General features: G+C 69.2%; 14 protein-coding genes. 7 read left to right on the top strand and 7 right to left on the bottom strand.

Going from position 1 to position 16,995, the window contains the following annotated elements; all coding sequences use genetic code 11:
* Nucleotides 1–12 precede the first annotated feature (12 nt).
* Nucleotides 13–846, top strand: a complete 834-nt coding sequence (locus tag WG921_RS05465) for a sulfotransferase (protein WP_340108207.1) — start codon at nucleotides 13–15, stop codon at nucleotides 844–846.
* On the opposite strand, the gene WG921_RS05460 is transcribed toward WG921_RS05465, so the two are convergent.
* Nucleotides 847–2,508, bottom strand: coding sequence for a sulfatase-like hydrolase/transferase (locus tag WG921_RS05460; RefSeq protein WP_340108206.1), 1,662 nt, complete (start codon nucleotides 2,506–2,508; stop codon nucleotides 847–849).
* Nucleotides 2,509–2,628: 120 nt separating this feature from the next.
* On the opposite strand from WG921_RS05460, the gene hisS reads away from it, so the two are divergent.
* The 3 genes from hisS to hisG are packed head-to-tail and all read left to right on the top strand — an operon-like array spanning nucleotide 2,629 to nucleotide 5,934.
* Nucleotides 2,629–4,116 (top strand): histidine--tRNA ligase, encoded by a 1,488-nt coding sequence (gene hisS / locus WG921_RS05455; RefSeq protein WP_340108205.1) that lies wholly within the window; start codon nucleotides 2,629–2,631, stop codon nucleotides 4,114–4,116.
* A 1-nt stretch (nucleotide 4,117) separates the two neighbouring features.
* Nucleotides 4,118–5,245: an ATP phosphoribosyltransferase regulatory subunit gene (locus tag WG921_RS05450; protein ID WP_340108204.1), complete on the top strand. Its 1,128-nt coding sequence runs from the start codon at nucleotides 4,118–4,120 to the stop codon at nucleotides 5,243–5,245.
* A complete protein-coding gene (hisG, locus tag WG921_RS05445) occupies nucleotides 5,242–5,934 on the top strand; it encodes an ATP phosphoribosyltransferase (protein ID WP_340108203.1) in 693 nt (230 codons plus the stop codon). The genes WG921_RS05450 and hisG overlap by 4 nt, the downstream gene beginning before the upstream one ends.
* Nucleotides 5,935–5,974: 40 nt before the next feature.
* Here the strand turns inward: hisG and pip are convergent, their stop codons facing one another.
* Nucleotides 5,975–6,949, bottom strand: coding sequence for a prolyl aminopeptidase (pip, locus tag WG921_RS05440; RefSeq protein ID WP_340108469.1), 975 nt, complete (start codon nucleotides 6,947–6,949; stop codon nucleotides 5,975–5,977).
* A gap of 85 nt (nucleotides 6,950–7,034) precedes the next feature.
* Here pip and ubiG point away from each other — a divergent pair, with 85 nt between their 5' ends.
* Entirely contained in the window at nucleotides 7,035–7,796 is a 762-nt protein-coding gene (ubiG, locus tag WG921_RS05435; RefSeq protein ID WP_340108202.1) for a bifunctional 2-polyprenyl-6-hydroxyphenol methylase/3-demethylubiquinol 3-O-methyltransferase UbiG, read from the top strand.
* Between the two features lie 28 nt (nucleotides 7,797–7,824).
* On the opposite strand, the gene WG921_RS05430 is transcribed toward ubiG, so the two are convergent.
* From WG921_RS05430 to WG921_RS05410, 5 genes are all read right to left on the bottom strand, one after another.
* Nucleotides 7,825–9,243 carry a tetratricopeptide repeat protein gene (locus tag WG921_RS05430; RefSeq protein WP_340108201.1) on the bottom strand — a complete coding sequence of 473 codons (1,419 nt, stop codon included), beginning with the start codon at nucleotides 9,241–9,243 and terminating at the stop codon, nucleotides 7,825–7,827.
* Complete coding sequence (locus WG921_RS05425) at nucleotides 9,227–10,855, bottom strand: thiamine pyrophosphate-binding protein (protein ID WP_340108200.1); 1,629 nt, start codon at nucleotides 10,853–10,855, stop codon at nucleotides 9,227–9,229. Before WG921_RS05425 ends, WG921_RS05430 begins: the two co-directional genes overlap by 17 nt.
* 14 nt (nucleotides 10,856–10,869) lie before the next feature.
* Nucleotides 10,870–12,090, bottom strand: coding sequence for a 3-sulfinopropanoyl-CoA desulfinase (gene acdA, locus WG921_RS05420; RefSeq protein ID WP_340108199.1), 1,221 nt, complete (start codon nucleotides 12,088–12,090; stop codon nucleotides 10,870–10,872).
* A gap of 112 nt (nucleotides 12,091–12,202) precedes the next feature.
* Nucleotides 12,203–13,063 carry a LysR substrate-binding domain-containing protein gene (locus WG921_RS05415; protein ID WP_340108198.1) on the bottom strand — a complete coding sequence of 287 codons (861 nt, stop codon included), beginning with the start codon at nucleotides 13,061–13,063 and terminating at the stop codon, nucleotides 12,203–12,205.
* A gap of 192 nt (nucleotides 13,064–13,255) precedes the next feature.
* Entirely contained in the window at nucleotides 13,256–13,900 is a 645-nt protein-coding gene (locus WG921_RS05410; RefSeq protein ID WP_340108197.1) for a glutathione S-transferase family protein, read from the bottom strand.
* Nucleotides 13,901–14,217: 317 nt separating this feature from the next.
* Between WG921_RS05410 and WG921_RS05405 the strand changes: the two genes are divergently transcribed.
* Together WG921_RS05405 and WG921_RS05400 are read left to right on the top strand one after the other, a co-directional pair.
* Nucleotides 14,218–15,999: a fatty acyl-AMP ligase gene (locus WG921_RS05405; protein WP_340108196.1), complete on the top strand. Its 1,782-nt coding sequence runs from the start codon at nucleotides 14,218–14,220 to the stop codon at nucleotides 15,997–15,999.
* The gene (locus WG921_RS05400) at nucleotides 15,996–16,967 is read left to right on the top strand and encodes an NAD-dependent epimerase/dehydratase family protein (protein WP_340108195.1); all 972 of its coding nucleotides are present in this window, start codon (nucleotides 15,996–15,998) and stop codon (nucleotides 16,965–16,967) included. Before WG921_RS05405 ends, WG921_RS05400 begins: the two co-directional genes overlap by 4 nt.
* Nucleotides 16,968–16,995: the final 28 nt, after the last annotated feature.

The following is a 16,995-nucleotide window of genomic DNA, read 5'->3' as shown; positions in this document are numbered from 1 at the left end:
GGAATTGCATATATGGGAACTCCGGATTTCATCTGCATCGGCGCGCAAAAAGCGGCGACGAGCTGGCTCGCCGCCAATCTCGCGCATCACCCCGACATCTGGCTGCCGTTCACCAAGGAGCTTCATTTTTTCGACCCGCAGGTCGAGGGCTCGATCCCGCACTGGCGGCGGCGGCACGCCAATCGGCTCGCCGCGCTGATCGAACGCGCGAAGGCGAACGGCGCGCGCAAACGCGTCGCCTATCTCGAAGGATTGACCGGTGAAGATTTCATCCTCACCGAAGCCTGGTACAGGAAGGTCTTCGCTCACCGGCCCGCTGGGCGCATGACTGGCGAATTCACGCCGCGTTACGCCACCCTGCCCGCCGCATCCATCGACCAGATGCTCTCCATCGCCCCGGACGCGCGCTTCATCTACCTGATCCGTGATCCGGTCGCCCGCGCGATCTCCAATTTCCGCATGGATCTGGCGTTCAAATCCCCTGAACCGCCGAGCCCCGAGTTCATCGAGAGCTTCGCCCGGCGATGGACCGGGGCGCGGCGCTACACGTCCAGCGATTACGCCGATCATATCCCGCGATGGGATGCGAAACTGGACCCGGAGCGGCTGCTCTATCTGCCGTTCGGCGAGGTGAAGGCGGATCCGCGCCGTGTGCTGGCGCGGGTGGAGCGCTTTCTCGGCCTCGCGCCCTTCGCCGCCTATCCGAAAGCGGAGCGCCGCGTGAACCGCACCGCGGAGATCGCGCTCCCCGACTGGTTGCGCCCGCATCTCGAAGCCGATCTCGCGCGCCACCGCGCATTTCTGGAGGCGCGCTTTCCCCCGGCGTTCTTCGCCCGGATCGCCTGATCAGGCGCGGTCGGGCAACGGCCGGGCGGGGCCGCGATAGGCGTCCTGATATCTCGCCGGCAATTCATCGCCGTCGTGAACCCCGATCAGGATGCCCTTTTCCGCGGTCTTTCCGCGCCCGGCGGCGATCGCGGCCTCCGACATCGTGGTCCGCTGCGACAGCCGCCGCGCCCATCGCGCGAGCCGCTCATACATCATGCTGATGATGTCGGCGTGCTCCGGATCGTCGCCAAGATCGCGATATTCCTCCGGATCGGTCTCCATGTCGAAAAGCATCGGCCGGAAGCCGCCCTCCGCATGGATGAACTTCCAGCGCTTGTCCGCGATCATGAAGAGCCGCGCATCCCGCGGCGCGACGCCGAGCGCGCCGGCCATGGGCGAGATCGAATAATCGTATTCGCTGACAGCGAAATCACGCCACTCCGGCGTCTCGCCCCGCAGGAACGGCGTCAGCGAGCGGCCCTCGAGGACATGATCGGGAACCGCGGCGCGGTAATGGTCGATGAATGTCGCCGCGAGATCGATCTGCTCGACCAGCTCCTCGCAGACCGCGCCGCGGGTTCGGTCGGCCTCGGGCGACGGGTCATGGATGATCAGCGGAACCTTCACCGATTGCTCATGGAAGAGATCCTTCTCGCCCAGCCAGTGATCGCCTAGATAATCGCCATGATCGGAGGTCGCGACGATCATCGTCTCCTCCATCGCGCCGGTTTGCTCCATCCATGCGAAAAGCCGGCCCATCTGGTCGTCGCATTGCTTGATCAGCCCCATATAGGCGGGGATCACCGTCTCCCGCACGCCCTCGCGGCTGAAGGTGCGGCCGATCTGGTTGCTCATGAAGGCGCCGTAGATCGGATGGGGGTTCTGACGCTCGCGTTCATCGCGGATCGGCGGCGCGACATGCTCCGGCCCATACATGGCGTTGTAGGGCGCGGGCGCGATATAGGGCCAGTGCGGCTTGATATACGAGAGATGACAGACCCAGGGCGCGCCGCCCTGTCGCGCCTTCATGAATTCGATCGCCCGGTCGGTGAGCCATGGCGTCTCCGAGTCTTCCTCATGGATATGCGTGGGAAGCCCGGCGTTCTTCGTCAACCAGCCGGAGGCGATCTCGCCCTCCGGGGTCACGCCCGAATTGGCGAAATCATGCCAGGGGTTGCGCCCGCCATAGCCCTTGGCGTTCAGATATTCGTTATAGGGGGAGGGCTTTTCATCGTAGAGCCCCGCCGGCCCTTCGCCGATCAGCCCATCCTCGCGCACGAAGGCGTCGAACCCGCAATCCGCGACGCGGGCGCCGATCACGCTGTCGGGCGCGAGCCCGAGCCGGCGCATCCCTTCCGCATCCGCCTTCATGTGGGTCTTGCCCACCAGCCAGCACTCGACGCCGATCTTCCGGAGATGATCGCCCAGCGTCTCCTCGCCGACCTTCAGCGGATAATTGTTATAGCTCGCGCCATGGGAGTGCACGTACCGCCCGGTATAGGTGGACATCCGCGAGGCGCCGCAAACCGGGGACTGAACATAACACCGCGTGAACCGCACCCCCCGCGCCGCCAGACGATCCAGATTTGGGGTTTTCAGGTGCGGATGCCCGTAACAGGAGAGATAATCCCATCTCAACTGATCGAACATGATGAAAAGAATGTTCCTCGCCCGCGCCATGCCGCCTCTCCCGCTTTGGCGAGAGCCTAGCCTGTCGCTCACGAATGCCAAGGCCGCCCCGCTTGGCATCGGTCCGGGCATCCGTTATCCCCGGCGCGACGAACCAGCCCCGGGTGCCCCATGGCCAAGATCCAGAAACCCCGCCGCCCGAAGGCGGAGACGCCGCGCGGCTTTCGCGACTACGCCGGCGCGGACGTGACGGAACGCGACGCGATGCTGACCGCGATCACCGACGTCTATCATCGCTACGGGTTCGATCCGCTGGAGACCTCCGCCGTGGAGACGCTGGACGCGCTCGGCAAGTTCCTGCCCGATGTCGACCGGCCGAACGAGGGCGTTTTCGCCTGGCGGGATGAGGACGAGGCGTGGATGGCGCTCCGCTACGACCTCACCGCGCCGCTCGCGCGGTTCTACGCGCAGAATCATCTCGCCCTGCCGACGCCCTATCGGCGCTACGCGGTCGGGCCGGTCTGGCGCAATGAAAAGCCGGGGCCGGGCCGCTTCCGGCAGTTCTATCAATGCGACGCGGACACGGTCGGCTCCGCCTCCCCCGCCGCCGACGCGGAAATCTGCATGATGCTGGCCGATGCGCTGGAGGCGGTCGGCATCGCGCGCGGCGATTACGTGATCCGGATCAACAACCGCAAGGTTCTGAACGGGGTGATGGAGGTGGTCGGCCTGCTGGATCCAGCCGCGCCGGACGCCGGTGAAGCGGCGCGCGGCGTGGTTCTCCGGGCGATAGACAAGCTCGACCGGCTGGGGCCGGACGGCGTTCGGGCCCTCCTTGGCCAGGGCCGGAAGGATGAGAGCGGAGATTTCACCGAGGGCGCGGGGCTGGGCGCCGGGCAGATCGAGATCGTGATGGGTTTCGTCGCTGCGGAGCGGGATACCGGCGCCGCGACCTGCGCGCGCCTCCGCGACCTCGTCTCGGAATCGAAGACCGGTCTCGAAGGGGTCGATGAGTTGGAGGCGATCTCTTCGCTGCTGGCGGCGGGCTACGCCGACCGCGCGAGGATCGACCCCTCCGTCGTCCGCGGCCTCGGCTATTACACCGGCCCGGTCTATGAGGCCGAGCTCACCTTCGAGATCACCGACGAGAAAGGCCGCAAGCGCCAGTTCGGCTCCGTCGCCGGCGGCGGGCGCTATGACGATCTGGTGATGCGCTTCACCGGCCAGCGGGTGCCGGCCACCGGCGTCTCCATCGGCGTCGACCGGCTGCTCGCAGCGCTTCAGGCGAAACGCGGCGCCGGCGCCGAGGCGCCCGGCCCGGTTCTGGTCACGGTGATGGAGAAGGATCGGCTCGCCGAGTATCAGGCGATGACCGCCGAATTGCGGCAGGCCGGCATCCGCGCCGAAATGTTCCTCGGCGGCGGCAACATGGCGAAACAGCTGAAATACGCCGACAAGCGCGGCGCGCCCGTCGCGATCATCGAAGGCGGGGACGAACGCGCCGCCGGAATCGTCCAGCTGAAGGATCTCGCCCTCGGCGCGCGGCTCGCCGCCGAGATCGAGACGAACGAGGAATGGAAGGCGCAGCCCGCCCAGATCGAGGCGCCGCGCGCCGGGCTCGTCGACGCGGTGCGCGCGATGCTGGCGCGCGGCGTCTGACATGGCGGCGGCGCGCGCCTATCTCCCCGGCGGCAGGATCGGCGTGGATCTGGACCGCCTCTCGGCGCTTCGCGCCCGGATCATGGCGCGCCTCATAGACGCGGGCGCGGCGCGGGTGGAGCCTGAAACGCTCCAGCCCGCCGATCTTCTCCTCGACCTCTACGGCGAGGATATTCGCGCGCGCGCCTTCATCGTCCATGATCCAACCGCGGGCGAATTGGCGCTGCGCCCGGATTTCACGGTGCCGGTCGCGCGCCTCCACATGGAGGGCCACGCCGCCCCCGCGCGCTACGCCTATGAGGGGCTGGTCTGGCGTCGGCAACCGCCCGGCGCCGACCGGCCGAGCGAATATCTTCAGGCCGGGATCGAAGTGATCGGCGGCGCCGACCCGGCGGCGGAGGAGGCGGAGGTCTACACCCTGATCGCCGCGGCCCTGGAGGGCGTGGACGCCGCGCCAGTCACCGGAGATCTCGGCGTCATCTTCGCCGCCATCGCCGCGATCGAGACGACGGAGCCGCGCCGCGCCGCGCTCCGCCGTCATGTCTGGCGCCCGGCGCGGTTTCAGGAGCTTCTGGAGCGCTTCGCCGCGCCGCCGAAACCCTCCACCACCCGCGCCGCGCTTCTCGCCGCCGGACCGGAGGAGCGCCGCGCCGCCATCGCCGGCGCCGGTCGCTTCGTCGGCCTGCGGGAGGAATCGGAGATCCTCGCCCGGCTCGACGCCCTGGCCGAAGACGCCGCCGCGCCGCCGCTCCCACATGAGCAAAAGGCCCTGATCGAAGCGATTCTGGCCGTGAAGGGGCGCTCCGACGCCGCGCTGGCGCGCCTCCGGGCCATGAACCTCGCGCCGATGCGCTCCGCGCTCGACCGGATGGAGCGGCGCCTCGACGCGCTGGAGGCGCGGGGCGTCGACGCCGGCGCCCTGCCCTTCGACGCCGCCTTCGGGCGCGGGCTCGAATATTATGACGGGTTCGTTTTCGAATTCAGAAGCCCGCGCCCCGGCCTTCCCCCGCTTGGCGGCGGCGGCCGCTACGACGCGCTGACCGCGATCCTCGGCGCGGGCGCGGAGGCGCCGGCGGTCGGCGGCATGGTGCGCCCCGAGGCGCTGCTGGCGGCGGGAGCGGACGCATGAGCATCAAGCTTGGCCTTCCCTCCAAGGGGCGCCTGCAGGAGGCGAGCGTCGCCTGGCTCGCCGCGCGCGGGGTCCGGATCGAGCGCGCGGAAGCCGGGCGCGAATACGCCGGGAGCGTCATCGGCGTCGACGGGGTCGAGCTCGCGCTTCTCTCCGCCGCCGAAATCCCGCGCGAGCTCGCCGCCGGGCGCATCCATCTCGGCGTCACCGGCGAAGACCTCGTGCGCGAGAAGATCCCCGGCTGGGAGACGAAGATCGACCTTGGGCGCCCGCTGGGTTTCGGCCACGCCGACCTGATCGTCGCGGTTCCCGCCGTCTGGGTCGACGTCGAGACGACGCATGACCTCGACGCCGCGGCGGCGGGATTCCGCCGTCGCCATGGCTGCCGGCTTCGCATCGCCACGAAATATCACAACCTCGCGCGGGCGTTCCTCACCCGGCGCGGCGTCGCCGATTACCGCCTTGTGGACAGTCAGGGCGCGACCGAAGCGACGCCGCTGAACCTGACCGCCGAAGCGATCATCGACATCACCTCATCCGGCGAGACCTTGCAGGCGAATCATCTGAAGGCGCTTGAAGACGGCCTGATCCTCTCGTCCGAAGCGCGGCTCTGCCGCTCCCTGGTCGCGCCGGTCGCGCCGGCCGACGAGGAGGCGCTGGCGGCGCTCCGGGCCCGGATCGACGCCTGACGGGCGCGGGCGCCGCGAAGCCGTCGATACTCTTCCGTCCCTATTCGGCCGCCAGCGTCCGCAGACGCGCCATATCCGTGGCCGCGATCAGCTCGGCTGTGATTCCGGGCTCCGAGAGGGCGTGCCCCGCGTTTCCGATCATCTTGAGCCTCGATCCGGGCCAGGCCCGGTGCAGCTCGAACGCCGAACGCGGCGGGCAGATCATGTCATAGCGCCCCTGCACGATTACCCCCGGAATATCGCGAATCCGGCCGATATCCCGAAGGATCTGTCCGTCTTCGGCCAGGAACCCCCGGTTCTGGAAATAATGGCATTCGATCCGGGCGAACGCGCGCGCGTAAGAGGCCGCCGCATAGCCCGGGGCCGCGTCGTCATCCGCGCGAAGGGTCGCGGTCGCCCCTTCCCACCGCGCCCAGATCCGCGCGCATTCGGTCTGCACCGAAAGGTCTCCGCCCATCAGCCGCTTGTGATAGGCGCCGATCAGGTCGCCGCGCTCCGCCTCGGGAATCGGGCGCAGGAACTCGTCCCAGAGGTCGGGCCAGAACGCCGACGCGCCGCCGCCATAGAACCAGTCGAGCTCACGCTGCGTCATCAGGAACACACCGCGGAGAATCAGCTCCGCTGCCCGTTTCGGGTAGGTCTCCGCATAGATCAGCGCCAGCGTCGAGCCCCAGGAGCCGCCGAAAACGGTCCACCGATCAACGCCGATGCGCCGGCGGATCGCCTCGATATCCTCGACCAGATCCCAGGTCGTGTTCCGCTCCACGCTGGCGTGGGGGCGCGAGCGGCCGCAGCCGCGCTGATCGAAAAGGATGATCCGCCAGAATTCCGGGTCGAAATAACGGCGCATTCCCGGGCTGCAGCCGCCGCCCGGTCCGCCATGCAGAACGACGACGGGGCGCCCGTCCTTCGCGCCGCACTCCTCCACATAGATGTCATGGCCGCCGGGCACCTCCATCCGGAATCTGTTGAATGGCTCGAGCGGCGGATATAGCGAGCGGCGAGGCGGGGTCATCGGGTCCCTGGTGTCGTTGCGATTGCCCTTCATTGCTCCATGTTCTAGGGCGAAGATGCAAGGAAGCCTATACCGGGAGCCGAAATTGTCCATCAGCGGAACAGCGGACGCCGCCGAAATCGCGAAATTCGAGGCGATGGCCGCCGAATGGTGGGATCCGGACGGCAAGTTCCGCCCGCTTCACGCCATGAATCCGTGCCGGCTCGACTACATCGCCGGGCAGATCGCCGCGGAATTCGGCCGCAACCTGCGCGCCCGGCGCCCGTTCGACGGGCTCGCGATCGCGGATATCGGTTGCGGCGGCGGGCTGACGGCGGAGCCGATGGCGCGGCTCGGCGCCGCCGTCGCCGGCTTCGACGCGGCGGAGGAAAGCCTCGCCGTCGCGCGCGCCCACGCCGCGGCGGGCGGGCTCGACATCGACTATCGGGCGGAGCTGGCTGAGGACGCGGCGGCGCGGGGCGCGCGGTACGATGTCGTTCTCGCGCTCGAAATCGTCGAGCATGTGGCGGACCCGGCCGCCTTCGCCGCGGCGCTCGGCGCGCTGCTGCGCCCCGGCGGCATGGCGATCCTCTCGACGCTGAACCGCACGCCGGAAAGCTACGCCGCCGCCATCGTCGGCGCCGAACACATTCTCCGCTGGCTGCCGCGAGGCACCCATGACTGGCGCAAATTCCCGACGCCGGACGAGCTGGAGGCGCTGCTGGCGGCCGCCGGGCTCGATGTGGTCGACGCGAAGGGCATGGTTCCCGACCTGACGCGCGGCGGATGGCGGTTGAGCGCGGGAAATCTTCGGGTCAACTACATCATGACGGCGATCCGCCCGGCCGATGGGCCGAAGGAGGGCTGATCCGCCCCCCCGCGGCCCCGACGCGGAGTCAGGTCGCGATCAGCGACAGCGCCTTGGCCTCGGCCCGGTCCGCCCGGCCCTTGTCCCCCAGTCCGCGGAACGCCCGCGCGACGCAGCGCCAGTTCTGGGCCGAGGTCGGCTTCAGCGCCGTCCGCTCGTTTGCGAGACCGAGCGCGAGGTCGAAGCGCCGCGCGCGAAGCGCCGCCTCCACCAGCGTCCAGCCGATCACATCGCGCTGCGCGTAACTGCCGCCGAGCCGGTGCGTCATGTAGCGAACCGGAAGCAGCCGGTCGACGCAGGCGCCGTAGCGCTCCGCCTGGAAATCCTGAATCGCGAGGCAGAACGGCATCCCGATCTCCCGGCTGATCGCGGCGTTGGCGTCGGACGCGCTTTCGACATAGCGCTCATTCGCGGTCAGGAGCGCGCGCTGCGCATCCTTGCGGTCGTCGGAGACGAAGGCCATCATCGCATGGACGTCGTTGAACGCGTAGAGCGTGTCCTGCGCCGCCGGCTCCCATTTGTCGGCCAGATGGCGCCAGCGCTGACCGACATCGACCCCGGTGAGATTGAGCCGCCAGAGCAACGCGGCGGCGTCCAACTCCTCATACCGGTCGCCCGCCTTCCCCTCGGAGCTGAGATGCGCGTCGTAGATCCCGACGACCTGCTCCGTCTCCTCGATATCGAGATGAAAAAGCGACGTGTGCCACCAGAGATGGTTCGAGAAATTCGAGTCGCCCCAACGCGACTCGTTCTCCTTCATGAAGCGGACGCCGCCCGCCTGCCGCCCGTTCATCTCCATCACATGGGAGACGGCGTGCACCGCATATGGATTGTCCGGCCGGATGGCGAGCGCGCGGCGGCCCATTTCCTCCGCCAACGCGAAATCCCGGTTCTCCTCCAGCCCGAAGGCGTAGAAGCCGAGCACGAATTCGTATCCCGGGATGCTTTCGTCCCAAAGGTTGAAAACCCGCGCCACCACATCGCGCTGCCCGACGACGTCGCCGAGAAGAACATTGGTCAAATGCACGAGCTCCAGGGCGAAAAGATCCATCGGGCAGGCGACGAGAACCTTTTCCCATTCCTGCACCGCGCCGAAAAAATCGCCCCTGACCCAGGCGCGCACCGCGGCGAGATGGCCGCGCTCGCGCTCATTGGCGCGGCCCGCCAGTTTTTCCGCCTCCGCGAGCGCCGCCGTCATGTCGGCGTAGATCCGCGTCTCCATCGCCTGGGTCAGCCAACCCGCCTTGAAGAGCCAACCCATGATGAACTCGGGGTGATTGGCGAGGACCGCGTCGATCTCCGCGATCGCGTCCCCGCGAAAGGCGAGGGACATCTCCAGCGCCCGCTCCAGCCCCTCCACCGCGTCGGGATGCGCGTAGGAGAGGGGGGCGCCGCGCGGGTCGGCCCCGCCGCGAAAACATGCTCCAGTCTCAGATCCGTCCGTCATATGCGTTCCTTCCGATCATCGCCGAGATAAGAGTGAAGGTGTCTCGTCGATACGCCGCCGCCACCGCGGCGCGGAGCGCGGCGCGGTCGGCGACGGTGACGCCGACGCCGCCCATCGCATTCGCGACGGCGGTGAAATCCGTTCCCGGGAATTCGACGCCGAGCGGCTCCATCCCCATGCCGCGCTGCTTCAGCTCGATCAGCCCGAGTTGCCCGTCGACGAAGACGACCACCGGCAGGCCCAGCCCGAGATCACGGGCCGTCGCCAACTCGCCGAGCCCCATCTCCAGGCCGGCGTCGCCGACGAAGGCGACGACGGCGCGGCCCGGCTCCGCCAGCTTCCGCCCGATGGCGAGCGGGACCGAGACCCCCATGGCGCAGAGCGCGGTGGACTGGAGAACGCCGCCGGGGTGGTCGCTCTCCCACACCTGCGAGGCGACGATCCGATGCGCGCCGCTGTCCATGGCGGCCACGGCGCCCGGCGGCGAGGCGCGCCGGGTCTCGTCCACCACCGCCGCCGGGCCCCATGATTCGTCCCGCCGGAAAAGCGCGTGGAGCCGGGCCTTCACCGCGGCGGGCGCCCCGTCCGGCCAGGTCGCGCGCGGCGCCACATCCGCCGACAGCGCGGCGAGCGACGCCGCCACATCGCCGATGAAGTTCAGCGGCGCCTGATGCATGTAATGGGTGTTGGGCGCGGCGGCGATGTCGATCACCCGCTGCGCCGGACCGAACGCGTCGCGCCAGCCGATCCGCATCTCGATCGGGTCGTATCCGGCGAGAATGACGCAATCCGAGGCTTCGACCAGCGGCAGCAGCTCCCCGTCGGCCACCGGCGAAAGCCCGGCGCCGCCCAGCGCCAGCGGATCCGCCTCCGGCATCACGCCCTTCGCCTTGTAGGTTGCGATCACCGGCGCCTGGTGACGGCGGCAGAACGCCTCCACCGCGCCGCCCGCGCGCTGCGTCAGGACATCGAGCCCGGCGACGACCAGCGGCCGCTCCGCCTCCGCCAGCCAGGAGCGCGCCGTCTCCAGCGCGTCGCCCGCCGGCGCCATCGGCGCGTCCGGCGCGTGGCGAGAGCGATGATACGCCGCCGGCGCCTCCCGCTGCACGTCGATCGGCACATCGAGGATGACGGGGCCGGGGCGCCCCGAGGTCGCGATCTTCAGCGCCTTGTCGATGGCGACGGCGGCGGCGCCCGCCTCGACCCGGATCGCCGCCTTCGAGATCGGCTCCAGAAAACGCACATGGTCGAACACCTGATGGGTGTAGGTCAGCGCCTCCGCCGCCGGGACGCTCCCGGTCAGCACGATCAGCGGAACGCGTTCCTGCCAGGCGTTGGCGATGGCCGTGGCGGCGTTGACGACGCCCGGGCCGATGGTGGCGAAAAGAACGCCCGGCGCCCCCGTGGCGCGCCAGGCGCCTTCGGCCATGAACCCGCCCGCGTTCTCATGTTTCACCAGCGTGATCTGGAGCCCGGCGCGCCCCAGCGCCCCCATCAGCGCGAGCACCTCGCCGCCCGGGATGCCGAACGCATGCCGACACCCCGCCTCCGCCAGGCGGGTCGCGATCACATCGGAGGCTGTCGCCGCGCCTGGCTCCGCGCCATCTCTCATCATGCGTCCTTCGGTCATTTCGGCGCATACGCGCCGCGTCCTTGCGGGGTCTTCATATCCAATATGCGCCCGGCGATCAGATTCCGAAGCATCTGTCCGGTTCCTCCCCCGATTGTGAACATGCGTGCGTCCCGCACCATGCGCTCCAGGGGGTTGCGTCGGCTGTACCCGGCCGCGCCATGCAGCTGAAGCGCCGCGTTGGTGACCTCGACCGCCATCTCCGACGCCGCGATTTTCGCCTGCGCCGCCAGCAACGGATCGGGGAAGCCGCCGGCCCGCGTTTCGGCCGAAAGCGCCGCGCGCCAGACCATCATCCGCGCCGAGTCGAGCTTCACCGCCATCTCCGCCAGCATCCATTGCAGCCCCTGGAACTCCGCCAGCGGCCGGCCGAACTGTTCGCGCGTCTTCAGGTACGCCCGCGCGACATCGAACGCGCCCTGCGCGATGCCGAGCGCGACCGTCGCGGCGCCGACGCGCTGCGCGTTATAGGCGTCCATCAGCGCGGCGAAACCGCGCCGGATCCCCTCCGGCGGCAGAAGAATCCGGTCCGACGCGAGGCGCAGCCCCTCGCAGATCACCTCGGTCTCGGGAATGCCGCGGAGCCCCATGGTCGGCTCGCGCGCGCCGATCTTCAGCCCCTCCTCGCCCGAAAGCGCGATGAAGCCGCCGATCCCCAGATCCTCCCCGCCGTCGATCACACGCGCGAAGATGAGATGAAGCCGGGAGATCCCGCCGCCGGTGATCCAGTGCTTGCGCCCGTCGAGCACCCATGAATCGCCGTCGCGGCGCGCGGTGGTCGTCATTTCCGTCGCGGCGCTGCCGGCGCCGGGTTCGGTGATGCAGATCGCCGGCTTGTCGCCGGAGAGAACATGCTCCGCCGCCAGCCGTCTCTGCTCCGGCGTCCCGTAAGCGAGGATCGCGCCGACCGCGCCCATGTTGCCTTCGACCACGATCCGGCCGGAGACGCCGCACACGCGCGCCAGCTCCTCGATCACGAGCACGGTGTCGAAGTAGCTTCTGCCGCTCCCGCCGAGATCGGCCGGCACCGTCTGCCCCATGAAGCCGCCGGCCGTCAGCGCCTCGACCACTTTCCAGGGATAGCTTTCGGCGCGGTCCGCCTCCGCGGCCTGCGGCGCCGCGATCTCCTCGGCGAGCCGGCGCGCGCGCGATTGGAGCCGGGCCTGCCCCTCGCTCAGCGTGAACCAGGGACCACGCCCGTTTTCCGCGTCATACATGTCTCTCTCCTCGGAGTTCACAAAACCGCGAGAAGAGTATTCCTCAAGGGAAACTCATGAAAGCGATATAATCAAAACATCTACGTAATCGCGCCCGATCTTATACGGCATCTTATACGGCGCGAAGCGCGTTCAGAAACGTCTCGATCAACGCCGCCGGGGCGCCATCAGGGGCGACGAGAGCGCCAATCTCCCGGCAATAGGGCGGATCGCCAAAGGGCAGCGATCGGATGCGCGGCGGAAACGGCCGCGCCCCCTTGCAGATCGGCACGATCGAGACGCCGAGCCCCGCCCCGACCAGAGAGGCGATCGCGTCGAGCGAGTCGATCTCGATATCCGACGTGACCACGATACGGCGCCGATTCAGCTCCGCGTCTATCCCCCGCCCGGCCCAGGTCTTGCGATTGAACCAGATGAAGGGAAGCGTCGTCAGAAGCTCCGCATCGGTCGCGCCGGCGGCGTGGGCGGGCGCGATCACCGCGAAGGGCTCGGTCGCGACCCGCCGCCATTCGAGCCCGGGCGGCGATGGGTCCGGACGGGTGCAGATCGCAATGTCCAGCTCCCCGCGCTGCAGGCGCGTGGCCAGCCCGGCGGAGCTGTCCGAGCGGATCTCCACCCGAATTTCCGGGTGGCGGTCCCTCAGCGTCGCCAGCGCAGGCGGCAGGATGGAGGAGAGCGTCGTCGGCACCGCCCCGACGGTGAGGCGCCCGTGGACCAGTTCCCCCGTCGCGACAGCGCGGGCGGCGTCGAAATATTCGAGCGTCTTGCGGGCGTGCCCGGCCAGCGCCCGCCCCCGCGCGGTCGGCGCGGGCGGGCGCTTGGAGCGATCGAACAGCGCGACGCCGAGTTCCTCCTCCAGCCCCTTGATCTGAAGGCTGACTGCGGAATGCGATACGCCGACGGACTCGCCCGCCGCCGCAAACGATCCACGCTCGACGACAGCGAGAAGGGTGCGAAGGTGTCGGATGTTCATACGCGATCCTAGGCTGCAAGCCGGGTGAGAAAAAGCGGTTTCTGCACCGGGTCCTCAACCGTCCGTCATCGCCGCGCTCATCTGTCGCTCTGACGCCCGGGCGGAGCGACGATGGCCGTCGGCCGGAGGGGAGCGCCGGGCGTTCGGACCGGCGAGCCGGGGCAGACATGGGCGCCCTCCGTCGCCCCCCGCTCAGCCGCCGACCGCGCGCAACGGCTCATAGGAGACCATCACATGCTCGGCGTAAGCGGGGCGCGCGACGAGCCGCGCGTAATAGGCGTCCACCGCCGGGGTTTCGGCCTTGTCGAAATCCACCGTCTGATAGCGATAGAGAAGATTTCCGACCGTGACGTCGGCGAAGGTGAAGGTCTCGCCCGCCATCCACGGCCCGGCGCCGATCCGGGCGTCCAGCCGGCGCATCACCGGCTTCAGCGTCTCGATCGCGTGGTCGATCTTCGCCTGATCCCGCGTCGAAGGCGGGTTCCGGACCAACGGGAAGAAAACGCCGTAGTTGAAGGCCGGCGCCAGCGTCGTCCGGCACCACTCCGCCCACATGTCGAGCGGCGCGCGCGCCGCCGGGTCGCGCGGCCAGAACGCGGCGTCGCCGTAACGCGCCGCCAGATACCGCAGGATCGCCGCGCTCTCCCACAACGTGAGGTCGCCGTCCTTCAGCACCGGCACCAGCCCGTTCGGATTCATCGCCAGGAATTCCGGCGTGTCGATCCCGCCATAGCTATGGCCGTAATCAAGCCGTTCGGCGGTCAGGCCAAGCTCCGCCAGGGTCCACATGACGATCTGCACATTGGAGGACGTGGCCCGCCCGAAAACAGTGATCATGCGGTTGTCTCCCCCAGCTGACGCGCCGGCGGAAGCTAGCACGCGGGATGGGGGCGGCCAAATATTTTCCTCCACCGTCATGCGGGAGCCGTATGGGACGTTCAGACCACGTTTCGCCCCACGAGAAATTGACCGGGACGGCCTTGCGCGCGGCCGCAACCGGGCGGCGAGTCGCGGGGCCGGCGGGCCTGCTCGTCACGCGCGGCGGCGCGTTTCGAAAAAGCCTTCGGGCGCGGGGCTTCCGCCTCGCGGATGAAAGTGCTAGACGCCATCCCCTGATCGCCGCATGACCGAAAGAACGGCCGCAAGACAAAGATATGCAGGTCGAAGCAGATATACCCACTCCGGCTCCGACCGAGAGCGGCCTGCCGCTGCGACAGGCTGATTTCGCGAATTTCGCGGAAGCGCTCGCGTATGCGGCCACCGGCGCGACCGGATTCACGTTTTACAATGGCCACGGCGAAATCGCCGAAGTCCTGACCTATCGACAATTATACGACGACGCTCTCGACGTCGCGGGGCGGTTTCTCGCGCTTGGCCTCGTTCCCGGCGACCGGGTCGCGGTTCTCGCCGAAACGGAGGGCGATTTCGCACGCGCCTTCGCCGGCGCCATGCTCGCGGGGCTCGCGCCCGCCCCGTTGCCGCTGCCCGTCGCCTTCAGCGGCCGCGAAGATTACAATGATCAGCTCCGCCGGATCGTCGCCGTCGCCGGCGCGCGCGCGGTGATCACCCCCGGCGAATACGCGCAGTGGGTCGCGGAAGCGATGGCGGAGGTCGACCTTCTGTTCTGCGGCAAGCTCGATGAGCTTCCGGCCGTCGCAGGCGGAACGGTCCCCACGCCGGCCGCCAACCCGGACGATCTCGCCTATCTCCAGTTCTCCTCCGGCACCACCAGCTCTCCCAAGGGCATCGCGGTGACGCATCGCTCGATGATGGCCAATCTTCACGCCATCGCCGCGCACGGGCTGAATCTGCGGTCGGACGACCGGGGCGTGAGCTGGCTGCCGCTTTACCATGACATGGGCCTGGTCGGCTGTTTTCTCACGCCGATCGCGACACAGCTTTCGACCGATCACATCGCGACCAGGGATTTCATCCGCCGGCCCCTGCTCTGGCTGGAGCTGATCGACAGGAATCGCGGCACCATCACCTTCGGCCCGACTCTCGGATATGATCTGGCCCTTCGCCGGGCGCGGGGCCGGGCGCCGGAAGGGCTCGATCTGTCGAGCTGGCGCGTCGCCGGCATCGGCGCGGACATGATCAAGGCGCCGGTCATCCGCGCCTTCGCCCGCGCCTTCGCCGACGCGAACTTCGACGCCGGAACCTTCACGCCCTCCTACGGCATGGCGGAGACCACGCTGGCGCTGTCCTTCTCGCCGCTCGGTCAGGGGCTGCGCACGGCGCGGCTCGACCTTGACGCGCTGGAGCGCGACATGGTCGCGAAGCCCGCGACGCCGGGCGCCAAGGCGCGCGATTTCGCGCTGTGCGGCCCCGCGCTCAGCGGCCACGCGATCGAAATCCGCGATGAGAACGGCGTCCCGCTTCCGGATGGCCGGGTCGGCCGGATTTTCGCCTCCGGGCCAAGCCTGATGCGCGAATATTTCGGCGATCCCGAGCAGACCGCGGCTTGCCTCTCCGATGGGTGGCTGGACACGGGCGATCTCGGCTATCTCACGCCGACGGAGCGCGACCGGCAGATCGTCATCACCGGCCGCGCCAAGGATCTGATGATCGTCAACGGCCGCAACATCTGGCCGCAGGATCTTGAATGGACGATCCAGAACCGTGTCGAACATATCCGCGAGGGAGGCGCCGCCGCCTTCGCGGTGACGCCCGACGACAGCGGGCCCCGGATTGAAGAGCAGATCATCGTCGTCGTCGAATGCCGCTTCCGCGACGCGGCCCGGCGCGAGGCGCTCCGCGTCGAGGTGCATGGCGCGGTGCGCGAAGCGCATGGCGTGGAGGCGCAGATCGCGTTGGCGCGAAACGGCGAATTGCCCAGCACCTCCTCCGGGAAACTGAGCCGGGCGAAGGCGCGGCGGATGTATCTCGATGGGCTTTTCGACCTGTCGGGGGCGGCGTCGGCCTCATCAGCGTGAGTCGAATCGCCGCCCTGACCGGCGGAACCGGGTTCCTTGGCCGCCACGCGGCGGCGGCGCTGGCGGCGCGAGGCTGGCGGGTCCGGATGCTGGTTCGGCGCGCGCCCGATCTTCCCGAACTGGCGGAATGGCCGATCGAGATCATTCCCGGCGCTCTTTCCGACCCCGGCGCGCTCGACCGGCTTGTCGGCGGCGCGGACGTCGTCATCCACATGGCCGGGTTGGTGAAGGCCGGGAGCAAGGCCGCCTTCATGGCCGCGAACGTGGAGGGCGTGGCGGCGCTGGCGCGGGCGTGGCGCGCTCATGCGCCGGACGCGCGCTTCATCCTCATCTCCTCCATGGCGGCGCGCGAGCCCGGGCTGTCCGCCTACGCCGCGTCGAAGCGGGCCGGGGAAGATCGCCTCGCCGCGCTCGGCGCCGGCGGCGACTGGCGCATTCTGCGCCCCGCGGCGATCTACGGCGCGCACGATCTCGAGAGCCTGAAAGTGCTGAAGCTGGCGGATGCGCCGGTGCAACTGATGCTGAACGGCGCCGGCGCGCGGGTGACGATGATCGACGCGCGTGACGCCGGGGCCGCGATCGCCGCCTTCGCGGAGCGCCCGGGCGGCGGCGCGACGCATGAGCTGACGGACGCGCGGCGGAGCGGCTATTCGTGGCCGGAGTTGACGCGAACCGCCGCGATGGCGCTCGGCCGCGCCCCCTGCGCCATCCGCCTGCCGGCGACCGCGCTCCGGCTTCTCGGCGCGTGCGGCGGCGCGGCGGCGCGCCTGACCGGCGCCGCCGGCATGCTCACCCCCGGGAAAGCGCGCGAGATTCTGCACGCGGACTGGAGCGCCGACCCGGCGCTGCCCGCGCCGCCTTCCGCCATCTGGGAGCCGCGGATCGGCCTCGCCGAGGGCCTCGCCCATATGGCCGCCTCGGCCCGCGCCGAAGGGCGGCTCCGCTCCTCCCGAGCCCACCCCTCTTGATCCCGGCGGCCGCTTCGCCGGATATAGG

The organism is Paludibacillus litoralis (assembly GCF_037646705.1).
In the GTDB taxonomy this organism is placed as follows: Bacteria; Pseudomonadota; Alphaproteobacteria; order Rhodobacterales; family Rhodobacteraceae; genus Pikeienuella; species Pikeienuella litoralis.
The sequence above is the reverse complement of the archived record's forward strand: the minus strand, read 5'-3'. Positions and strand labels throughout refer to the sequence as shown.

Coding starts and splice junctions, on each gene's coding strand:
- WG921_RS05405 (WP_340108196.1), top strand. CDS start 14,218: ATGCAGGTCGAAGCAGATATACCCACTCCGGCTCCGACCGAGAGCGGC.
- hisS (WP_340108205.1), top strand. CDS start 2,629: ATGGCCAAGATCCAGAAACCCCGCCGCCCGAAGGCGGAGACGCCGCGC.
- hisG (WP_340108203.1), top strand. CDS start 5,242: ATGAGCATCAAGCTTGGCCTTCCCTCCAAGGGGCGCCTGCAGGAGGCG.
- WG921_RS05415 (WP_340108198.1), bottom strand. CDS start 13,063: ATGAACATCCGACACCTTCGCACCCTTCTCGCTGTCGTCGAGCGTGGA.
- acdA (WP_340108199.1), bottom strand. CDS start 12,090: ATGTATGACGCGGAAAACGGGCGTGGTCCCTGGTTCACGCTGAGCGAG.
- WG921_RS05430 (WP_340108201.1), bottom strand. CDS start 9,243: ATGACGGACGGATCTGAGACTGGAGCATGTTTTCGCGGCGGGGCCGAC.
- WG921_RS05460 (WP_340108206.1), bottom strand. CDS start 2,508: ATGGCGCGGGCGAGGAACATTCTTTTCATCATGTTCGATCAGTTGAGA.
- WG921_RS05410 (WP_340108197.1), bottom strand. CDS start 13,900: ATGATCACTGTTTTCGGGCGGGCCACGTCCTCCAATGTGCAGATCGTC.
- WG921_RS05425 (WP_340108200.1), bottom strand. CDS start 10,855: ATGAGAGATGGCGCGGAGCCAGGCGCGGCGACAGCCTCCGATGTGATC.
- WG921_RS05465 (WP_340108207.1), top strand. CDS start 13: ATGGGAACTCCGGATTTCATCTGCATCGGCGCGCAAAAAGCGGCGACG.
- pip (WP_340108469.1), bottom strand. CDS start 6,949: ATGACCCCGCCTCGCCGCTCGCTATATCCGCCGCTCGAGCCATTCAAC.
- WG921_RS05450 (WP_340108204.1), top strand. CDS start 4,118: ATGGCGGCGGCGCGCGCCTATCTCCCCGGCGGCAGGATCGGCGTGGAT.